We start from the raw sequence: 19,157 nt of genomic DNA on the forward strand, positions 1-19,157 counted from the left end.
GTTCTGGGAATCGCCATCGCTGGCAAGCCAGTCTCCTACAGGGGTTGCGTTACGCCGTGGGATTTTGGGCGTCACACGGATCTGTAGGAAACCGGCTTGCCGGTGATGGCGTCTTCGGAATCGTCATCGCTGGTAGGCCAGGCTCCCACAGAGTCAGCCGGGGGGTTATAGCGAAGGCAAACTTGGCGACAACGCCGCTTCGCGCTTGCGATAGATCAGGAAGTAAGCCGCATAGCACACCGCGATGAATCCAAAGCCCCAGTACAGCGAAGGCCTTTGTGTTTCATCCAGCGCCAGGAACACAAACAACGAGCAGCACAACACGATGCATGTCAGTGGCAACAGCGGAAACCATGGGGCACGGTACTTCAGATCACTCAGTTTGCCGCCATCACGCAGGTAGGCCTTGCGGAATTTGTATTGCGCCAGGGCTATCACGATCCAGGTCACCGTGCCTGACATGCCGCTGACGGCCATCAACACCATGAACAACGTATCCGCCGCCACGAAACTGGTCATCAGCGACACCAATGCAAAGCACAGGGTGATGCTCAGCGCCCGCAAGGGTACGCCGCGTTTGCTCAGCGGCGACAAGGCTTTGGGTGCCATGCCGGTTTTCGACATTGCCCAAAGAATGCGCGTCGCGGCATACAGGCCTGAGTTACCGACCGACAGAATCGCGGTGAGGATGACAAAATTCATCAGGTCGGCGGCGTAAGGAATGCCGACCATGTCGAACACCTGCACAAACGGACTTTGCATCAGCCCTGCCTGTTGCCACGGCACGATGGCCGACAGCACCACAATCGCCAACACGTAAAAAATCAACACGCGAAACACCACGTTGCGCACCGCACGCGGGATGCTTTTTTCCGGTTGATCGGTTTCCCCGGCGGCCACGCCCATGATCTCGCAGCCCTGGAAGGCGTAGACCACGGTCATCATCACCGCGAACACGGCCGACAAGCCGTTGGGGAACAGGGAGTCGCCAATCAGGTTGGTCGCCATCGGTGCCGGTGCGCCGCTGGTCAGCGGGATCGCGCCGAAGATCACCAGCACGCCGACCACGATGAAGCCCAGAATCGCCGCCACCTTGATCCCCGAGAACCAGTATTCCGCCTCACCGAACGCACGGGTTGCCAGCGCGTTCAAGCCGAACAACACCACCACGAACAGGGCAGACCAATACCAGATTGGAATCGACGGGAACCAGCGCTCCATCAACATGCCCGCCGCCGTGAACTCCAGGCCCACGGTAGTTGCCCAGCTCATCCAGTACACCCAACCGATCATGAACCCGGTGGCCGGGCCGATGAATTTGGTGGCGTGGGTCTGGAACGAGCCGGAAACCGGCATCTGGACCGACAATTCGCCCAGGCACACCATCACCAGGTACATCAGGAAACCGGCCACCAGATAAGCCAGAATCGCGCCCACCGGGCCGCCCTGATTGATGGTCACGCCAGAGCCCATGAACAGCCCTGTACCGATGACGCCGCCCAGCGACAGCATGAAAATGTGACGGCTTTTCAGGGCGCGGGTGAGGTGGATGCCTTCACGTTCGATGGGTTTACTCATGCTCGCACCTCAATACGCTGCGAGGTGCACGGCGAATGACAGCGGGTCATTGCGCAGGAAAGATCAGCTTTACGGCAGTTCATTATTATTGTCTCCAACAAGCTTCGAAGGCCGCGCCAGGGCGGTTGCGTCGATTATTGGAAAGCCATGTAAGGTCGTGTTGTACGCAAGGATCAAAGATGTAAAAAGTCGTAACAAACTTGTACGTCAGGCTCGTATCAGGCCGTGCAACGTCTGCTGAGAAGCCTGCAATTGCGCTTGAAGATGTAACGCCATGGCCTGCACCGCCGCTTCATCACTCACCAGCGCAGCCTCCTCCAACGCCCGCAATACGGTGGCCAATGCACGAAAGCCCAGCGAATCGCTGCTGCCCGCCAAGCGATGCGCCAAGTGCGCGACTTCAGTGCAATCGCAAGCATCGATCGCCTCTGTGAGTGCTTTGCGATGCTGGGTGATCGAGTCACGCAAGACTTCCAGCAACCCTTGCAGTTTTTGCTCGCCGAGCAATGTGCGATGGGTCTGCAACAGCGGCCAGTCCATGGCCTCGTCCGTGTGTTGCGCAGTGGACGGTGGCGATTGTCCGGCCAACGCCTGTCGCAGATTTTCAAGCTTCAGCGGTTTGGCGAGAATCCCGTCCATGCCGGCATCCAGATACCCGCGCACCAACGCTGGCTGGACGCTAGCGGTCAGGGCAAGAAGGCGACTATGACGGTTTGGCCCAGGATGACTGCGGATCTGGGTGCACAACTCCACACCGCTAATGCCGGGCAGATGCACGTCCAACAGGATCAAATCGAATGCCTGCGACGCGCATTGAACCAGCGCTTGCTCGCCGTCTTCAGCCAGCCATACCTGATGCCCGTCGCGCTGCAACAAACCACTGACCACCTCACGATTCAACGCCACATCCTCGACCACCAGAATGCTCAATGCCTGGACCGCAGTACTGCTCAATGCCGTGCCAACCATGCCGCTGGCCGGTTGCAACCTCAGCTCGAACCAGAAACGACTGCCCTGCCCCTCTTCACTGTCCAGGCCGATCTGCCCGCCCAGTTGCTCCACTAAATGCTTACTGATCGCCAGTCCCAAACCGGTGCCGCCAAAGCGTTGCGCCACCTCTTCGCTGGCCTGGGTGAAGCGTTCAAAGATCTTCTGCTGCATGTGCGGGGCGATGCCAATGCCATTGTCGATAACACTCACACGCAGCCGCTGCCCGGTGTGTTCGGGCACTGGGGGCAGCAGCGCGACATCGACTTCCACTTGCCCGCCTTCGGTGAACTTGATCGCGTTGGCCAGCAAGTTGCTGAGCACCTGGCGCAGAAATTGTTCGGCGCCGTTGTGTCGTTGCGCCACGCGCGGATCGACTCTGCAATGCAAGGTTGTATCGTTGCTCAATGCCCGAGGTTCCAGCAGCGTCAGCACCTCATCAAGCAATAGCCGAAGCGAGAAGTCGACGGGTTCCGGGTGGCTTTCGCCCTCTTCCAGTCGAGCGAAATACAGCACTTCGTTCAGAATCGACAGCAGGCCTTCGCCGGCCTTGTACAACGCGTCCAGGCGTTTAAGGTCGCGCTCGTCCAGACTCGCACCGCGCAGCAATTCGGCCATGCCGAGGATGCCATTCAGCGGGGTGCGCAATTCATGGCTCATGGTCGCCAGAAACCGTGACTTGGCAAGGTTAGCCGCTTCGGCTTCTTCTTTGGCGCGCCTCAGGCTGGCGGTGCGACGCTCGACCAATCTCAGCAGTTCATCACGATTGTCCTGCAGGGCCAGCCGATCTGTTTCCCGACGATCGATATCGCTGAGAATCGCCCGGCGCATGTCGTCGAGCGCATGCGCGACCGTGTCGATTTCATCCTCGCCAGCGCTGCGGTGCTTGTCGAGGTGCAACGGTTCATTCCAGTCACCCGCGGCGATGCGCCGCGCAAACTCGGCCATCACCAGTAGATGCCGTGTCACCAGCCGATAGAACAACCCCGACAACGCCACTGCCAAACCGCAGAGAAAAACGCTCATCCACAACAGGCTGGTCAATCCGGTGGCGTACAGCCGCCGATACACCGCGCCCAGATCGGTACTGACCTCCAACTGCCCCAGATGCCGTACAGGTCCGGAGGGCGGTTGATAGTTCAACTCGAAACGCTCGATACGCAACGGCCCGACCGGGTCGGGAGTGCCTTGCAGCAGGTCGAGGTCGGGACCGGTCAGGCGCACACGCGCCACGTCGGAGAAATCCACCAGACCGCGCAATTGCACATTCAATTGTTGCTGATTCAAATCCCACAGGTTGCGCTCCAGGCTGGCCAGATAACCGGCACTGATCAGCTCCATGCGCGAGTCGATTTCACGCATCTCGCGACGGTATTCGAAATACAACTGCACACCGCTCGCCAGGACGGTAAAACACAGGCTGAACAGCAGAATGAACAGCAATAAACGCCGCAATAATCCATCGGGATAGAGGCGAATCATTGCGCGTCCGGCAGCAGTTTGATCATATCGCGGTAGGTGACTTCACTTTCGTGCAGCAACTTGTCCACTTCCCCCGAATCCACCATGCGCGTCAATTGGGCATTTACCTCCGGCATGCGGCTGGCCACTGGCGAACGGCGCGATACCGCTATGCGCAAATAGTCCACACCAAAGGATTCGGGCAGTGCGACGATGTCTTGCGCCCCAGGCAATGTCTCGACACGCATCTGCCCGGTGCGCCGCTCGGAAACGATAAAATCAATGCGCCCGCGAATCAGTTTTCCGAAATTTTGACGGCAGTCAGAGACCCGTTCGAAGTTGTGATGCTCGGCCACGAAACGGTCGAAATCCACGCCGTAACTTTCACCGAACAACATCCCTCCCCGGTAATTGGCCAAGTCCTGCAAGCGCTCGATGTTGACCGGATGCTGGCGATTGACGAACACCGCCACTTCTTCGCGCAACACCGGCGTCGAAAAAACCAGGCTGTGCTCACGTTCGGTCGTCTGGTAGGCCAGCACCACATCGACACGCCCTTCAGCAGCGTCCAATACGCAACGATTCCAGTTGTCCAATTCGACGACTTCGACCTCGTAGCCCAGTCGCCCGAAGAGGTTTTTCACAACGCTGGGGGCTACGCCGCGCACCTGTTTGCCGTCGCTCCAGGAAATAGGCGGATAAATCGGATAGTCGCAATATCGAATTTTTTCCGCTGCCATGGCGCTGGCAGACGACAGCAACAACAGCAAACCAACCCACCGCAGCATGCCGTTCAGGCCGCCACGCTGGCGGTAAACAGGTAACCGGCGCCGTGGATGGTGATGATCAGTTGGGGCTCGGCCGGGTCGTCGTGAAGTTTGCGGCGCAGGCGCCCTACGAGCACGTCGATGGAGCGATCGTTGGGCACCCATTCGCGATTGCGAATCTGGTCCATTAACTGATCGCGACTCAAGGTGTGACCACTGTTGCGCAGGAACACGTTGAGCAATTGGTACTCGCCGTGAGTCAGCAGGGTTTCGCAACCAGAGTGATCAATCAACCGTCGGCGATCGGTGTCCAGTGCCCACGCGGCGAACTGTTTGACTGGCCGGGCGATGCCTGCGACCGGTTGCGGTGTATGGGCATGGCGAACCCGGCGGATGAGGTTTTTTGCTCGGGACACCAGTTCCCGAGGGTTAAGGGGCTTGATCACGTAATCATCGGCGCCGCACTCAAGGCCCACGATACGATCGATTTCGTCGTTGCGCCCGGTGATCAAAATGATTCCGACTTCCGAGCGCACCCGCAATTCCCGAGTCAGGGTCAGGCCGTCCTTGCCAGGCAAACGGATATCCAGCATCACCAGATCGACCGTGTTGCTTGCCAGAAAAGTGTCGGCCAGCTCCGCCGTGGCAGCGCAATGCACGGTGTAGCCTTCCTGGCTCAAGTAAGCTTGCAGCAGTTCGCGAATCAGCGGATCGTCATCGACGATCAGTACCCGAGGAGTCATCGCATGGTGTCCTGCGTGTGCCCGAAGGCGTGTTTCTTATTAGAGTTTTTCCTGCACTGGCGGCTGAGAGTAGCCATTACTGAACGATCGATCAACAGATGGTCGTCGGCAATAAGAATCGCTGGTGCCCTCCGGCCTGCAAACCGTCGACCCACGCCTCGCAGATCTGCATGCCCTGTTCCGGGGTAAATGTCCCGGGATTCAGACCTGACTCCAGCCACAAACCATCGAGCAGTGCGCTGAGGCCAATGGCGGCGAGTTCGGCATCGAAATTCTCCCAACCCTCTTCCTGCGCCAACTCGCTCAACACCTTGCGCAAGATGCTGCGGTACTCGCTGTAGGAATGTTCGTGCGCGAGGTTGATCGCTTCGGCTGTCTTCACCGCGCCCCAAAACGCCAACCAGGCATCAAGCAGTTGCGGATCAAGCAATTCGGCGGAAAACGAGCCACGGAAGAAGGCCGACAGACGCTCGCGGGCGTTGGGTGCGGCTTGGTCCATGGCGGCGCGCAGCAGGCCCATGACCCGGCCGGTCACGGCGAGGTAGGCCTCGGCGACGAGTTCGTCCTTGCCGGAATAGTGATGGCTGATCAAACCGACCGAGACGCCAGCCTCGGCAGATATCTTGCGAATGGATGCGCCCTGGAAGCCGTGGCGCTTGAGGCACACGAGCGTGGCCTCGATGAGATTGGTTTTACGCAACTCCGGGGCCATTCGGGAGAACCGGACTTCCTGTGTCATGGGGCGACGCTCCTGGAGACGAGGGTTGAGCCCGGAACACATCGTTCACGAGCTGAACGACTGTACAGCAACAACCCTCGTTTACTCCAGAACCCGCCGCTATTTGCTCTGGTTACATATTTGGCAGTACATCAGGAGAAATCAGCGCCCCGCCCTTCATGACCACCGGTGTTTTTTCAAGAATCGAGATGTCTGCAAGGGGATCACCGTCGACCGCGATCATGTCGGCGAATCGCCCAGCACTGACGGCGCCGACATCCGCTTGCCAATTCAGCAGGTCAGCCGCCACCACGGTGGCGGACTGAATCGCCTGCATCGGCGTCATCCCGAACTTGACCATGTAGGCGAATTGCTTGGCATTGGTGCCGATAGGGTAGACACCCGCGTCGGTGCCATAGGCGATTTTCACCCCGGCCTTGACCGCTTTGCGAAATGCCTGACGCTGGGCATCCGTGGTTTCAGCGTTCTTGCGCAAGTAACCCTCCGGCCAGTTTTCCTTGTGCCCCACTTCGTCGATGTAGTCACCGTTATAAACATCCATCACCAGATAGGTGCCGTTGTCTTTCGCCATTTTGATGCCTTCATCATCAAGCAACGAAGCGTGTTCAATCGATTTGGCGCCTGCGCGGATAGCGGCCTTGATGCCTTCTGCGCCATGCGCATGGACGGTGGCATAGCTCTTGTGAATCTTGGCCTCCTGCACGACGGCGCGCATTTCCTCTTCGGTCATTTCCATTTGACCGGGTTCAGTGCCTTCGGCCAGTACGGCGCCTGTGCCGATCATCTTGATGGTGTCCACGCCGTGCTGGAACATGTAGCGCGTCTTGAGTTTCGCGTCATTGGCATCGGTGTAGACGCCGACTTGCATGTCCTGCGGAATCTTTATTCCAGGGGCGAATCCTGTGACTTCGCCGCCGCCACCGGCCACTGTTATGTAAGCACCCACCACGTTCATCCGTGGCCCCAACACCCGGTTAGCGTTGATGGCATCACGCAACGCGACATCGGTAAAAGCACGGTAGGTGCCCAAGTCGTGCACGGTGGTAAAACCCGCCCGCAACGTCTGATAAGCATGCTTGGCGCCCATCAGCGCCACATCTTGCGGAGAGTGCAGCAGCGGCTCAGCCACGTTGTTGGTCATGTCCCAATCAGCGATATGAGTGTGCATATCAATAAGGCCCGGCAACACGGTTTTGGACGACCAATCAATGACCTTGCTGTCGGCGGGCGGCGGGCTCCATGCTTCAACCGCCACAATGCGTTCGTCCTCAATCTTGATGCGTTGATCGCTTAATACCTTGCCCTTTTCGACATCAACCAAGCGTCCTGCGTGTACATAAAAGGTGTCTGCTTGTGCAGAAACTGTAACCAGCGAGATGGCCAAGGTGAGCGCTGCGTACTTGAGCGGAATACTTTTCATGTCAGTCCTCTTATTGTTTTACGTGCATTAAAAAATATTAAGCGGGTATTCAGTTATCAACCGGAACTGCCGGGCGCTGTCACCAGAGAACGTGTGATCGGCGTAACGCACCAAGACGGACAAATTCTTGAACGTGCCACTTTCAAAAACTGTTTTAAGATCCAGGTCTCGTTCTATTTGCCTGTCAGCGTTGGCAAAGTACGCATATAAGCCCTCTGGATCGATCTGTTTGCTGTCAATGTCAAAGCCATACACATAACGAAATCCCAACGTTGTTCGAGAGAAACCCGTACTTCCAAAATCGTATTGATAACCCAGCCCTACTGACTGTTCGCCAGGGCCGTTGAAGTCTCCGTACTGCGAGGAGTTGGCCAGGTATATCGAGTCCATAAAGGTGCCGTCCGACGACGCCAGGTAGTCGAAAGGTTCGCTGCCATGAATTTTCTGATAAGACAATGTGTAAGTATGCGCACCCTCGGTATAGGCACTGGCAAGTGACCAGGCCGTTACGTTAATTGAACCCGCGCGCGCCTGGCCTTCATCCAGTGACCGATACACGTTGAAATCAACGTTCAGCGCTTTATCGGCAGACAGGGCAAAGGTGTAGTTCGCGTTGATGTAGTACTGGCGCCACAAATCCTCTGCACGCGAGGCATACGCGCCAAAAATGGCCTGGTCCACCGGTTGATAGGTCAGGCCGGCATAATCGACATCGCCGCCCTTGACGCCTGCATAACCGGCCACAAAATCACCGTCATGATCGGTGCTGGCATAACCCTTGGACGAGAAAAAGTGCCCCGCATCGACACTGACCTTATCAATGTCACTGCTTAAAAACTGGATTCCCCGGACGGTCATCGGCATCAGGCGTGAGTCCGGTGTCGCCACTACCGGATTGTACGGCCGTAGATCACCGTATTTGATAACGGTGTTCGACCATTTCATTTTAACAGCGGTGTTCAACGTTGATGATTCGGTTCTTTCACCTTCCCCATCTGCCGGAAAGAGCCCCGTGCCGACAGTTCCGCGCCCACCATCCAGCTTATAAGCAGTATCGATACTGGCATCGATGCCGAACCCGACAACACCTTGAGAAAACCCCGACTTATAATCCATTAAAAATCCCTGCCCCCAACCTCGAGCATCGGGATAATCCGATAATGATTTGCGATTAAAGTAGATATTCCTGGCAGTTACCGTAGCGGTCCCGTCTTCGATAAAATCACCGGAAGTTTCATCAGCGTGGGCTTCAAGGGAACTTGCAGACATCGAGAAGACGAACATACCCAACAGGGAACGCTTTTTCATTGGAGGCCTCAGGACTTTACTTATTATTGTTTTATATAACGCCTGTACCTCCCAATGTTAGCCAGACCTTGTCGCTAAATTACAGCATTGAAATGTATAGAGTTGGCGAACATTTGTAAGTCAAGTAACAGACTGTAACTTCACTGATACATCTGAATGTCATGACGGGAAGCCCCCATCGCTGGCAGGCCAGCTCCCACATTGGATTTGGGCAAGACACAGGGTTTGTGAGCAACAGAGATCTATTTTGAGATCTGGGCAAGGCACAGGGTTTGTGAGCAACAGAGATCTATTTTGAGATCTGGGCAAGGCACAGGGTTTGGGAGCAACAAAAATCCACTGTGGGAGCTAGCCTGCTAGCGATCAGGCCCGCCCATTCAACAAGAATTCCTGACAGACCGAGGTGTAGCCATCGCTGGCAGGCCAGCTCCCACATTGGATTTGGGCAAGACACAGAGTTTGTGAGCAACAGAGATCTATTGTGGGAGCTAGCCTGCTAGCGATGAGGCCCGCCCATTTAACAAGAATTCCTGAGAGACCGAGGTGTGCCCTTCGCAGGCAGGCCAGCTCCTACATTGGATCTGGGCAAGGCACAGGTTTTGTGAGCAACAAAAATCCACTGTGGGAGCTAGCCTGCTAGCGATGAGGCCCGCCTATTCAACAAGGATTCCTGGCAGACCGAGGTGTGCCCTTCGCAGGCAAGCCAGCTCCTACATTGGATCTGAGCAAGGCTCAGGTTTTGTGAGCAACAGAGATCTATTGTGGGAGCTAGCCTGCTAGCGATGAGGCCCGCCCATCAAACAAGAATTCCTGAGAGACCGAAGTGTGGCCATCGCTGGCAGGCCAGCTCCCACATTGGATTTGGGCAAGGCACAGAGTTTGGGAGCAACAAAGATCTACTGTAGGAGCTAGCCTGCTAGCGATGAGGCCCGCCCATTCAACAAGGACTTCTGGCAGACCGAGGTGTGCCCTTCGCAGGCAAGCCAGCTCCTACAGGGATCTGAGCAAGGCACAGGTTTTGTGAGCAGCAAAAATCCACTGTGGGATCTGGCAAGGCACAGAGTCTGTGAGCAACAGAGATCTACTGTGGGAGCTGGCTTGCCTGCGATGGCGGCGGTGCGTTCAGCAAAGGATCGGGATCAATCTCGATAACCCGGCGCTACGCGGTCCAGCAGTCGCAACAACGCATTCCAGGCCAATTGCATTGCGTCCGGGTCATTCAACTCGCCTTCTTCCAGTGGTCGGCCCGGGTCATTGAACTGGCGTTCGGTGTATTCGCACACCTCGGCCGATGGCAATACCAGTTCGCCGGCAGCCTGCGCCGCCAACTGGATTTCGCAAGCTTTTTCCAGGTAATACATGCGCAGAAAGGCTTGGCTCACGGTTTCGCCCACGGTCAGCAAACCGTGGTTGCGCAACATCAACACCGGTTTATCACCGATGTCCTGCACCAGCCGCTGTTGCTCGCTCAAGTCCAGCGCCACGCCTTCGTAGTCGTGATAAGCAACACGCCCATAAAACTCCATGGAGATCTGGTTCACCGGCAGCAAACCACACTTCAATGCAGCCACCGCGCAACCGGACCGGGTGTGCGTGTGCAGCACGCATTGCGCATCTTCGCGCGCCCCGTGAATGGCGCTGTGAATCACAAAACCTGCCGGGTTCACCGGGTATGGCGACGCCTCCACGGCGTGTCCGTCCAGGCCGATTTTCACCAGGTTGGAGGCGGTGATTTCCTCGAACATCAGCCCATACGGGTTGATCAGAAAGTGATGTTCCGGCCCCGGCAAACGCACCGAGATATGGGTAAAAATCAGATCGGTCATGCGAAAGTGCGCGATCAATCGGTAGCAAGCCGCCAACTCTTCACGCAACCGTTGTTCGGTGACGCTGCGCCGAGACTCAGCGCCAGTCGGGTTAGCAATCTCGTTCATGGTTTAGATCTCCAGGCTGATCGACTGAGCAAACAGTAAGGCTGGACGCTGTGCAGCGTCCAGCCGATCAAGACTACTTGCTGGCCCAGGCGTTGAAGCGCTCTTCCAGCTCTTCGCCGTGATCCACCCAGAATTCGACGTTCATCGACAGTGCACCCTTGAGATTCTGCGGTGAGGTAGGCACCCATTGCGCAAGTTTGCTGTCGAGTTTCGCGGCGGCCACGGTGTTGGTCGGGCCATAAGGGATTTGCTCGACGTACTTCACTTGAGCGTCCGGCTGATTGGCGAAGGCGATAAAGCGCTTGGCCTGATCGACATGCTTGGAGCCTTTGATGATCGCCCAGTAATCCATACCGTACAGGCTGCCCGGCCATACCAGCCCCAAGTGGCTGCCACTTTGCGCTGCAGAGGCGACGCGTCCGCTGTAGGTGGACGTCATCACCACGTCGCCGGCCGTCAGCCACTGAGCAGGTTGAGCGCCGGCCTCCCACCACTGGATGTAAGGCTTGAGCTCAGTCAGTTTGGCGAAAGCGCGGTCCACGCCTTGGGGCGTGCTTAACACCGAGTAAACATCCTCGACTTTCACCCCGTCAGCCAGCAAGGCGAACTCCAGGTTGTACACCGCGCGTTTACGCAGCCCGCGCTTACCAGGGATTTTCTTGACGTCCCAGAAGTCAGCCCACGATGTGGGTGCTTGAGCGAGTTTTTGCGTGTCGTAAGCAATCGCAACGCTCCACACCAGCGCCGCCGAACCACACGCCTGCGCGGCATCGGGAATCAATTGGTCCGCGCCGCCGAGTTTTTTCCAGTCGAGTTTTTCGTACATCCCTTCGTCACAACCGCGCATCAGGTCCGGACCTTCGATTTGCACAACGTCCCAATCAGCGTTGCCGGTGTCGACCATCACTTTGATTCGGGCCATCTCACCGTTGTATTCGCTTTGGATGAGCTTGCTGTGGTCCGCGACGCTGAAGGGTTGGAAAAAGGCCACATCCTGTGCTTTTTGCCCGGCGCCGCCATAACCGACCACCACCATATCCGGTGCTGCCTGGGCACTTCCAAGGCCCATGGCCAAGGTCAATACCAAGGGATAAAAACCGTGCTTGAGCGTATTCGATTTCATCGGTGGTTCCTCTTGCAGGTGCCGCTCGACTGAACGCCGACGTGGCCCTTTTTATTGTTGTGAGGTTCGCCCTGATGCGGGCGCAAAATGAAATTACTGCAACCAGCAGTAAAAAAACAAGTTGATTTTTTACTGCTGGTAAATTTCTATAGGCAAAACAATAACGCCGAAACCGGCCTTTCGGCTTCAGCCTGCCTGGAGTATTTCCACCATGTCGTCCTCGCCCGCCGCTTTTTCGCACCTGTTCGAACCTTTGCAGCTGCGTGGCAAACGCCTGAAAAACCGCATCATGTCCAGTGGGCACGACACCTCGATGCCGACCGACAATCTGGTCAACGAACAACTGATCGCCTATCACAAGGCGCGAGCTGAGGGCGGCGTCGGCCTGATCGTGCTGCAAGTGGCCGGCGTGCATGACAGTGCGCGCTACACCTCGCACGTGCTGATGGCGACTGAGGATGCCTGCATCGAGGGTTACCGAAAACTTGCCGACAGCTGCCATGCGCACGGCACCGTCGTGCTGTCGCAAATTTTCCACCCGGGCCGCGAAATCATGGAGTCCAGCGATGGCTTGCTGGCGGTTGCCTACTCGCCCTCCGCGGTTCCCAACGAACGCTTTCGGGTGATGCCTCGCGCCCTTGACCAGGCAATGATCGATGAGATCGTGGCGGGTTACGGCGCGGCGGCAAGGCGTCTGTATCAGGCCGGCATCGACGGCGTGGAAGTGGTTGCCAGCCATGGTTATCTACCGGCGCAGTTCATCAATCCCAGGGTCAACCGTCGCACCGATGACTACAACGGTGAGCTGGAACAACGCCTGCGTTTCCTGCGCGAAGTGATCGGCGCCATACGTGCCAGCACCGATGAGCATTTCATTATCGGCTTGCGTATCTCCGCTGATGAACGCGACCCCGAAGGGCTGACCGAAGATGAATCGCTGGCTGCCGTGCAGCTCCTGCAGCCGATGCTGGATTACGTGCATATCGTCGCCGGAACCTCGGCCTCACTGGGCGGCGCGGTGCATATCGTGCCGCCGATGGCGATCGAAGCAGCTTATCTGGCCAAGGAGGCCGGTACCTTCAAGGCCAGTTTGTCGATCCCGTTGTTCGTCACCGGGCGCATCAACCAGCCACAAGAGGCCGAGCTGATTCTGTCGCGCGGCCAGGCCGACGTGTGCGGCATGACTCGCGCGTTGATCTGCGATCCGCAAATGCCCAATAAAACCGACACCGGGCATGTCGAGGACGTCCGAGCCTGCATCGCCTGCAATCAGGCGTGCATTGGCCACTTCCACAAAGGCCTGCCGATATCCTGCATCCAGCACCCGGAAACCGGTCGTGAGTTGATTTTCGGCCAGCGACAACAGACCGGGCAGCGTAAGCGGATCATGATCGCGGGCGGCGGCCCGGCTGGAATGAAAGCCGCCGCAGTGGCCGCCCAGCGCGGACATGAAGTGACTCTTTACGAGGCGAGCGCGCAACTCGGCGGCCAGGTTTTGCTCGCACAATTGCTACCACGACGCAGTGAATTCGGCGGTGCCAGCACCAACCTGCAACGCGAAATGGAACTGGCCGGCGTGCGCGTGGTGCGCAATACCCGCGTCGACCGCGCGCTGGTGGAACGTGAACGGCCAGACTTGGTGATAGTCGCCACCGGCGCAGAGCCTTACTGGCCGGCATTCGAGCGCGGCGGTGAACTGCAGGTGGTGGACGCATGGCAGGTGCTGCGCGATGAAGTGCACATCGGCCGTTCGGTGGTCGTCGTCGACTGGCGCTGCGACTGGATTGGCCCCGGCATCGCCGAACGCCTGGTACGTGCCGGGCATCAGGTACAACTGGCGGTCAACGGCACGCATTGCGGCGAGAACCTGCCGCTGTACGTACGCGATCAATTGGCCGGTGAGCTGCACAAACTCGGCATCCCGATCACTCCATACGCCCGCCTGTATGGTTGCGACGACAACACCGTCTACCTGCAACACACTGCCAGCGGCGAGCCGATGCTCTTCGAAAACATCGATACATTGGTGCTCTGTCAGGGTCATCAGCCAGTCGATAGCCTGGGCGCCGAGTTGCAAGGGTTGGTCGAGTTCCGGCGCATCGGCGATTGCTTGGCGCCACGCACCGCCGAAGAAGCTATATACGAAGGGCTTAAAGTCGCCTGGGAGCTTTGAGGCTGTTTTATACTCCGGGGTTTTTACAAACCCCGGTTTGGAGCACGCGATGAGCAACAGCAGCACGATGCCGCCTGCCAACAGCGCGCCTACGCAAGAAAGCGCTACGGCAGAGCCGCATTTTCTCGGCACACGGATTCGTGGCCTGCGCAAACGTCGAGGCATGACCCTGACGGAACTGGCGCAGTTGAGCGAGCTGACGGCCGGGTACATCAGCCAGCTGGAACGCAACCTGGCGTATCCCTCTATTCCCGCCCTGTTCAATATCGCCCGAAGCCTCGGCGTGACCATCCAGTGGTTCTTCGCCAGCGAAGCGCAAACCGCGCCCGAAGATGACGGCATCGTTGTGCGTAAAAACAGCCGAATGAGCGTGCATTACGAAGATGGCATCGTCGATCACCTGCTCACACCGCAACCCAATCGACAGTTGGAAATGCTGCACTCGCGATTTCCGCCGGGCACTTACAGTCAGCAAAGCTACAGCCACGAAGGTGAAGAGGCGGGGTTCCTGCTATCAGGCAGTTTTGAGTTGTGGGTGGGAGAGCGGCATTTTCTGTTGGCTGAAGGCGACAGTTTCAGCTTTTCCAGCCAGGAACCCCATCGCTACGGGAACCCTGGTGATGTGGATGCCGTGATCATTTGGGTGATAACCCCTCCGACGTTTTGAGAACGATCCGAATAGCACGCTTGCATCAGAAACGAAAAAGCCCCCTGGTTTTCCAACCAAGGGGCTTTTTCTCACTGGGGGATTCTTGCACAACGCCTGTCCGTTACATCCCGGCGGCATCCAGTAGCGCGTTACCCGACTGACCTTTTGCTGCACCGCTTTTGTAGACGTCCATTAGCACGCCTTTGGATGACCATTCAAACACGGTGCTCTCGTTGACATTAGGCGCGAAAGGCAGCGCCGCGATCTTGGTGTAGGGATAGGTCCATATTTCCTTTCCGCTCACCTCAGACTTGTTGGCGGGTTGGCCAATGGCGCCAATCACCTGTTGCTGGGTAGTCTTGCCTTTCTGAAACTGAGCAAGTTGCTGTGAAGAAACCGGCGTACCAGATGTGTAGTCCAGGGCGGAGCAACCGTGTAGCAACACAGAGGCAGAAACGAGTAAAGCAAGCGTGACGCACTTTTTCATGAGCTTTTCCTTGAAGGCACGGTCTCGACCTTTGAGACTTACTCAAGTTTAAACAGGCGCATCGACCGCCCTCAATAGCACACATGTACTAGCCCACCTTACAACACCATCAATTAGCCACTAGCACACTTGCCCTAATTCCCCCTGCGCTCGCCACACATTAAACTTTCAGTTTGATCTGAAACCCAGATAAACACTCGAGCATAAAAAAGTTGCAACGTCGAGGAAAACAAACATGCCTCGAGTTTTAAAACAAAGCATAAAAATGGAGCAATACCATGTCATCGCTGTTCAAGTTTAATAATTTTTTTGCCGCTTTGGCTGTCGTAACGGCGTCCACTTCGGCGCTGGCAGAAGAGCCAAATCCCATCGGCGATTGGTGGATCATCTACGGTAACGGCATTGCGCACAAAAACATCATGTACGTCGCTGACCGCACCTCTGTGCTGCCCTCGCCCAAAACCAAAGGCGCACAATTGGTGGCCGTGACCTTGGTCTATGAAGAGCCGGGCAAGCCGATGATCGACGCATACAACCTTGAAGTCCAATGCCCGACGCGCAAAGTACGCTTTCTGAATGGCCAGTCTGTAGAGCGCATCGGCTACACCTTGCGGCACCTTAAAGTGAACGATAAATGGCAGGAGCCAAAGGAGCTTTGGGTCCAGCGTTCGTTCGAGTTCGTCTGCAAACCGGGCAACAAGGACTCTGTCGCGATGGGCAAGATGGACTACATGCAGATGATCAATGTGTCCCAACAAATGTTCTTCAAATTGGCACCGGTTCAGGAGAACAGCAAGATGATGGATGATCTGGATAACATATTGGGCAACAAACAATAGCAAAGCTGCTCACATCGATCGGCACGCAAACCCTACTTTCACGTTCTGGCTGTTTAAATTTTTACCGCCTTATACTTCATAGAAGAACTTATAATGAACACATGGATTCGTTTTCTATTATTAACATTCATTATTCCCAGCACTTTATTGATTAATGGTTGCTCAACCATTGCACAGTCCCGTTGGGAAGGACGAGACCTTCAGGAAGCACTGGATCTATTTGGCAAGCCCGACACGATGAAAAAACAAGTCGGTGCGAATGGAGAAAACCTGGCTGTGCTCACCTGGTATAAATCGTCCAGCTGGACCAACACCGAGGCCGCTGGGACATCAATGACCCCTACGGGCAACGGGATGGTTTACACCGAGTACTATCAAACCGTGGCCCACAGCTCCGATTGTAAAATCGAGGCCACCGTCGATAAGACTAAAAAAATAGTACTGTTCAGAATCGAAGATGGCCGAATTCTACACGGCAAGTGCACAAACGTTCCTTATGTACCGGGGTACATTCCGCCAGGATTCTAAACATTCCCTACAGCGGCCGGTGAGCCAGCTGATGCTCTTCATGCAACAGGTATGCGGACATTTGACTGTTTCTGGCTGAGGTCTCGCAACGTGGCGCGCAACTCGGATGGGTGCACAGGTTTGGAGAGGATAGCGACCTGATGGTCGCGTAACTCCGACTGGATCGTCTCAACGTCATGCCCGGTGAGTATCAGCGCCGGCACTGCCCAACCGCGCTGTTGCCGCAACTGATCTATACACTCGATGCCGGTGGCGTGGTTGCCCAAATCATAGTCAGCAACGATCACATCACAATCGCTGACCAGGTCCCGGCCAGTCAATTCGGCTTGCACCGCGCATCCCCAACGTTCCAGCAAAGCCTGAGTGGCCAGCAGCACGTTGTGATCATCCTCTACCAGGCACACTTTCAATCCACTCAGCAAACCGACCTGATGCACGTCTTCGCGAAGATTGGCGTGTTTCGGCGGCATCGCCAGCGGCAAGCCATACAGGCAAACGGATGTGCCGCGCCCCACACGCGAGCGTATAGCCACGTCCATATCCATTAGCTGCCCCAGGCGCCTGACGATGGAGAGTCCCAGCCCCACGCCCTCGACATCCTTGTCCCGTACCTGACGAACTCGATAAAACTCTTCGAAGACTTTCGGTAAATGCTCCTGCTCGATCCCTCGCCCCTGATCGTGAACCATGATGGCGAGCCCGGTACCCCGCCTGCGCACGCCGATCAAAACCGGCCGCTGGGCACCGTACTTGAAACAGTTCGAGAGTACGTTTTGAACCATGGTAGTGAGGAGCGCCGGATCCGCGAGTACCCACTGGGAACAAGGCCTCAAACGCAATTGCACACCGGCCCAACGCGCGGCCTCGACATTCTGGCGCACAAGGTCAGTCAGAAAGTCGCCGAGATTCAGCGCCTGCAGCTTTGGCAGCACACGGCCATTGTCCAGGGTGTAGAGATCGAGTATCGAGCGGAACAATTGCGACACGTTGAGCAATGAACGGTCGATGCTGTCCACCAAACGCCGCTCTTCATCCCCCAGGTGTGCTTCGCGCAAACACGCGGTGAACAGGCCAATGGAGTGGATCGGTTGCCGTAAATCATGGCTGGCCTGGGCCAGGAAACGCGATTTTTCGAGATTGGCCGCGACGGCCTCCTCCGACGCCTTACGCGTGCGTTCCAGCAGCAAATGGGCATAGACCGGAATCACCGTGCTGGTGATCATCAGCATCAGCACCATGAACGGTTGCGCCTGCCACAACGGCGTCAGGCGATAGACAATCAGTAGCGCCAACAACGCCAGCCCGGTAGCAATCGCCAGATAGCGCGAGCCATAACGCATGCCATTGCCCAGGTTGACCCAGACCATCACCGCGTACAGCGGCAATGCCGCTTCGCCACCGACCACTAGGCCAAATGAGGTGCCGGTGTAGTCGTGAATCATCCCCAGGATGCGCCGCGCCGGGTAATGCCCGGGCCAACGGGCAATGACCTGACGAAAGGCAACCGAGGCCAGCAAGAACACGCAGATATAAAGGATAACCGGCAGGTAAGTGTCCACCTGCTGTCCGGGCAGCAGGCCCAATGCGCCGATGTAGATAATGGCGCACACGGCCACGATGATGCGCAAATTGGCCTGAGCGAGTTCGGTATTTTTCTCGAACGTCATGGGGAAACATCCTTGTTGGGTCGTCTACAGATCCATCACGCGCCTCAAGTAGCCACCCGGCGCGGTGCTAAAGTAACATGCCGGACAAACGCCAGACTCATGGAAGGAGCACACCGTGGCATGCAGGATCATCATCGCCGACGATCACCCGATGTTTCGCGAAGGCATGTCGCGCACAGTGCAGCGGTTGCTGCCCGAAGCAACGCTGGAACAGGCTGGCGATCTCGACACCGTGCAAGCGTTGATCCAGACCGGCGAAGAAGTCGACACGCTGATTCTGGACCTGCGCTTCCCGGGCCTGACCTGCATGAGCCAGCTTAGTGAACTGCGTCAGCAGTTACGGCGGACTACGTTGATCGTGGTTTCGATGGTCGATGACCCGGCGTTGATCGAGCAAGTCATGACGCTGGGTGTGGACGGGTTTATCGGCAAAAACATCGCCCCGGACGAAATCGGCCAGGCACTGCTGGCCATCCGCGAAGGCGAAGTGCTGGTCAAGTTTGCCCCCTCGGGCCTGCTACCCCTCGAAACCAACGCACTGACCGCCCGCCAACAAGACGTACTGCGCCTGATTGCGCAAGGCAAGACCAATAAGGAAATCGCCCGCGAACTGGATATCTCGCCTTTTACCGTGCGAATTCATGTGTCATCGCTGTTGCGCACCTTGAACGTTTCGTCACGAGCAGCGGCGGCAGTGAAGTATTCGCGGGTGAGTTAGGCGGCGCCTCATCCATTGTTCTGATTACGCAATAAT

Annotated in this window: 16 protein-coding genes; 5 read left to right on the plus strand and 11 right to left on the minus strand. The window is 56.9% G+C overall.

Translation table 11 applies throughout. The features are described 5' to 3' along the window. Positions 1-165 precede the first annotated feature (165 nt). From ACQR3R_RS13455 to ACQR3R_RS13495, 9 genes are all read right to left on the minus strand, one after another. On the minus strand, positions 166-1,578 hold the full coding sequence (locus tag ACQR3R_RS13455) for an amino acid permease (RefSeq protein WP_428272792.1): 1,413 nt from the start codon (positions 1,576-1,578) through the stop codon (positions 166-168). A 207-nt stretch (positions 1,579-1,785) separates the two neighbouring features. After that, the gene (locus tag ACQR3R_RS13460) at positions 1,786-4,047 is read right to left on the minus strand and encodes an ATP-binding protein (RefSeq protein WP_428272793.1); all 2,262 of its coding nucleotides are present in this window, start codon (positions 4,045-4,047) and stop codon (positions 1,786-1,788) included. Beyond that, positions 4,044-4,814 (minus strand): transporter substrate-binding domain-containing protein, encoded by a 771-nt coding sequence (locus ACQR3R_RS13465; protein WP_428272794.1) that lies wholly within the window; start codon positions 4,812-4,814, stop codon positions 4,044-4,046. Before ACQR3R_RS13465 ends, ACQR3R_RS13460 begins: the two co-directional genes overlap by 4 nt. Positions 4,815-4,819: 5 nt before the next feature. Next, positions 4,820-5,536, minus strand: coding sequence for a response regulator (locus ACQR3R_RS13470; RefSeq protein WP_428272795.1), 717 nt, complete (start codon positions 5,534-5,536; stop codon positions 4,820-4,822). A gap of 91 nt (positions 5,537-5,627) precedes the next feature. Next, positions 5,628-6,275, minus strand: coding sequence for a TetR family transcriptional regulator C-terminal domain-containing protein (locus tag ACQR3R_RS13475; protein ID WP_428272796.1), 648 nt, complete (start codon positions 6,273-6,275; stop codon positions 5,628-5,630). Between the two features lie 112 nt (positions 6,276-6,387). Then, the gene (locus ACQR3R_RS13480) at positions 6,388-7,695 is read right to left on the minus strand and encodes a Xaa-Pro dipeptidase (protein ID WP_428272797.1); all 1,308 of its coding nucleotides are present in this window, start codon (positions 7,693-7,695) and stop codon (positions 6,388-6,390) included. 27 nt (positions 7,696-7,722) lie between these two features. Further along, positions 7,723-9,003 carry an OprD family outer membrane porin gene (locus ACQR3R_RS13485; RefSeq protein ID WP_428272798.1) on the minus strand — a complete coding sequence of 427 codons (1,281 nt, stop codon included), beginning with the start codon at positions 9,001-9,003 and terminating at the stop codon, positions 7,723-7,725. Positions 9,004-10,142: 1,139 nt separating this feature from the next. After that, entirely contained in the window at positions 10,143-10,928 is a 786-nt protein-coding gene (locus ACQR3R_RS13490) for a class II aldolase/adducin family protein (protein WP_428273425.1), read from the minus strand. A gap of 82 nt (positions 10,929-11,010) precedes the next feature. Beyond that, on the minus strand, positions 11,011-12,060 hold the full coding sequence (locus tag ACQR3R_RS13495) for an extracellular solute-binding protein (RefSeq protein WP_428272799.1): 1,050 nt from the start codon (positions 12,058-12,060) through the stop codon (positions 11,011-11,013). 211 nt (positions 12,061-12,271) lie between these two features. On the opposite strand from ACQR3R_RS13495, the gene ACQR3R_RS13500 reads away from it, so the two are divergent. Both ACQR3R_RS13500 and ACQR3R_RS13505 read left to right on the plus strand, forming a co-directional pair. Beyond that, positions 12,272-14,233 carry an oxidoreductase gene (locus ACQR3R_RS13500; protein ID WP_428272800.1) on the plus strand — a complete coding sequence of 654 codons (1,962 nt, stop codon included), beginning with the start codon at positions 12,272-12,274 and terminating at the stop codon, positions 14,231-14,233. A gap of 49 nt (positions 14,234-14,282) precedes the next feature. Continuing rightward, positions 14,283-14,900 carry a cupin domain-containing protein gene (locus tag ACQR3R_RS13505; RefSeq protein ID WP_428272801.1) on the plus strand — a complete coding sequence of 206 codons (618 nt, stop codon included), beginning with the start codon at positions 14,283-14,285 and terminating at the stop codon, positions 14,898-14,900. A 103-nt stretch (positions 14,901-15,003) separates the two neighbouring features. Here ACQR3R_RS13505 and ACQR3R_RS13510 read toward each other — a convergent pair whose 3' ends face one another. Next, positions 15,004-15,369, minus strand: a complete 366-nt coding sequence (locus ACQR3R_RS13510; RefSeq protein ID WP_428272802.1) for a hypothetical protein — start codon at positions 15,367-15,369, stop codon at positions 15,004-15,006. Between the two features lie 278 nt (positions 15,370-15,647). On the opposite strand from ACQR3R_RS13510, the gene ACQR3R_RS13515 reads away from it, so the two are divergent. Together ACQR3R_RS13515 and ACQR3R_RS13520 are read left to right on the plus strand one after the other, a co-directional pair. After that, the gene (locus ACQR3R_RS13515) at positions 15,648-16,208 is read left to right on the plus strand and encodes a hypothetical protein (RefSeq protein ID WP_428272803.1); all 561 of its coding nucleotides are present in this window, start codon (positions 15,648-15,650) and stop codon (positions 16,206-16,208) included. Positions 16,209-16,301: 93 nt separating this feature from the next. Continuing rightward, positions 16,302-16,736 (plus strand): hypothetical protein, encoded by a 435-nt coding sequence (locus ACQR3R_RS13520; protein WP_428272804.1) that lies wholly within the window; start codon positions 16,302-16,304, stop codon positions 16,734-16,736. Between the two features lie 38 nt (positions 16,737-16,774). Here ACQR3R_RS13520 and ACQR3R_RS13525 read toward each other — a convergent pair whose 3' ends face one another. Further along, a complete protein-coding gene (locus ACQR3R_RS13525) occupies positions 16,775-18,403 on the minus strand; it encodes an ATP-binding protein (protein WP_428272805.1) in 1,629 nt (542 codons plus the stop codon). A 115-nt stretch (positions 18,404-18,518) separates the two neighbouring features. Here ACQR3R_RS13525 and ACQR3R_RS13530 point away from each other — a divergent pair, with 115 nt between their 5' ends. After that, on the plus strand, positions 18,519-19,121 hold the full coding sequence (locus ACQR3R_RS13530) for a LuxR C-terminal-related transcriptional regulator (protein WP_428272806.1): 603 nt from the start codon (positions 18,519-18,521) through the stop codon (positions 19,119-19,121). The last annotated feature ends 36 nt before the right edge of the window (positions 19,122-19,157 follow it).

Source organism: Gordonia sp. IEGM753 (genome assembly GCF_050321825.1).
Classification (GTDB): Bacteria; Pseudomonadota; Gammaproteobacteria; order Pseudomonadales; family Pseudomonadaceae; genus Aquipseudomonas.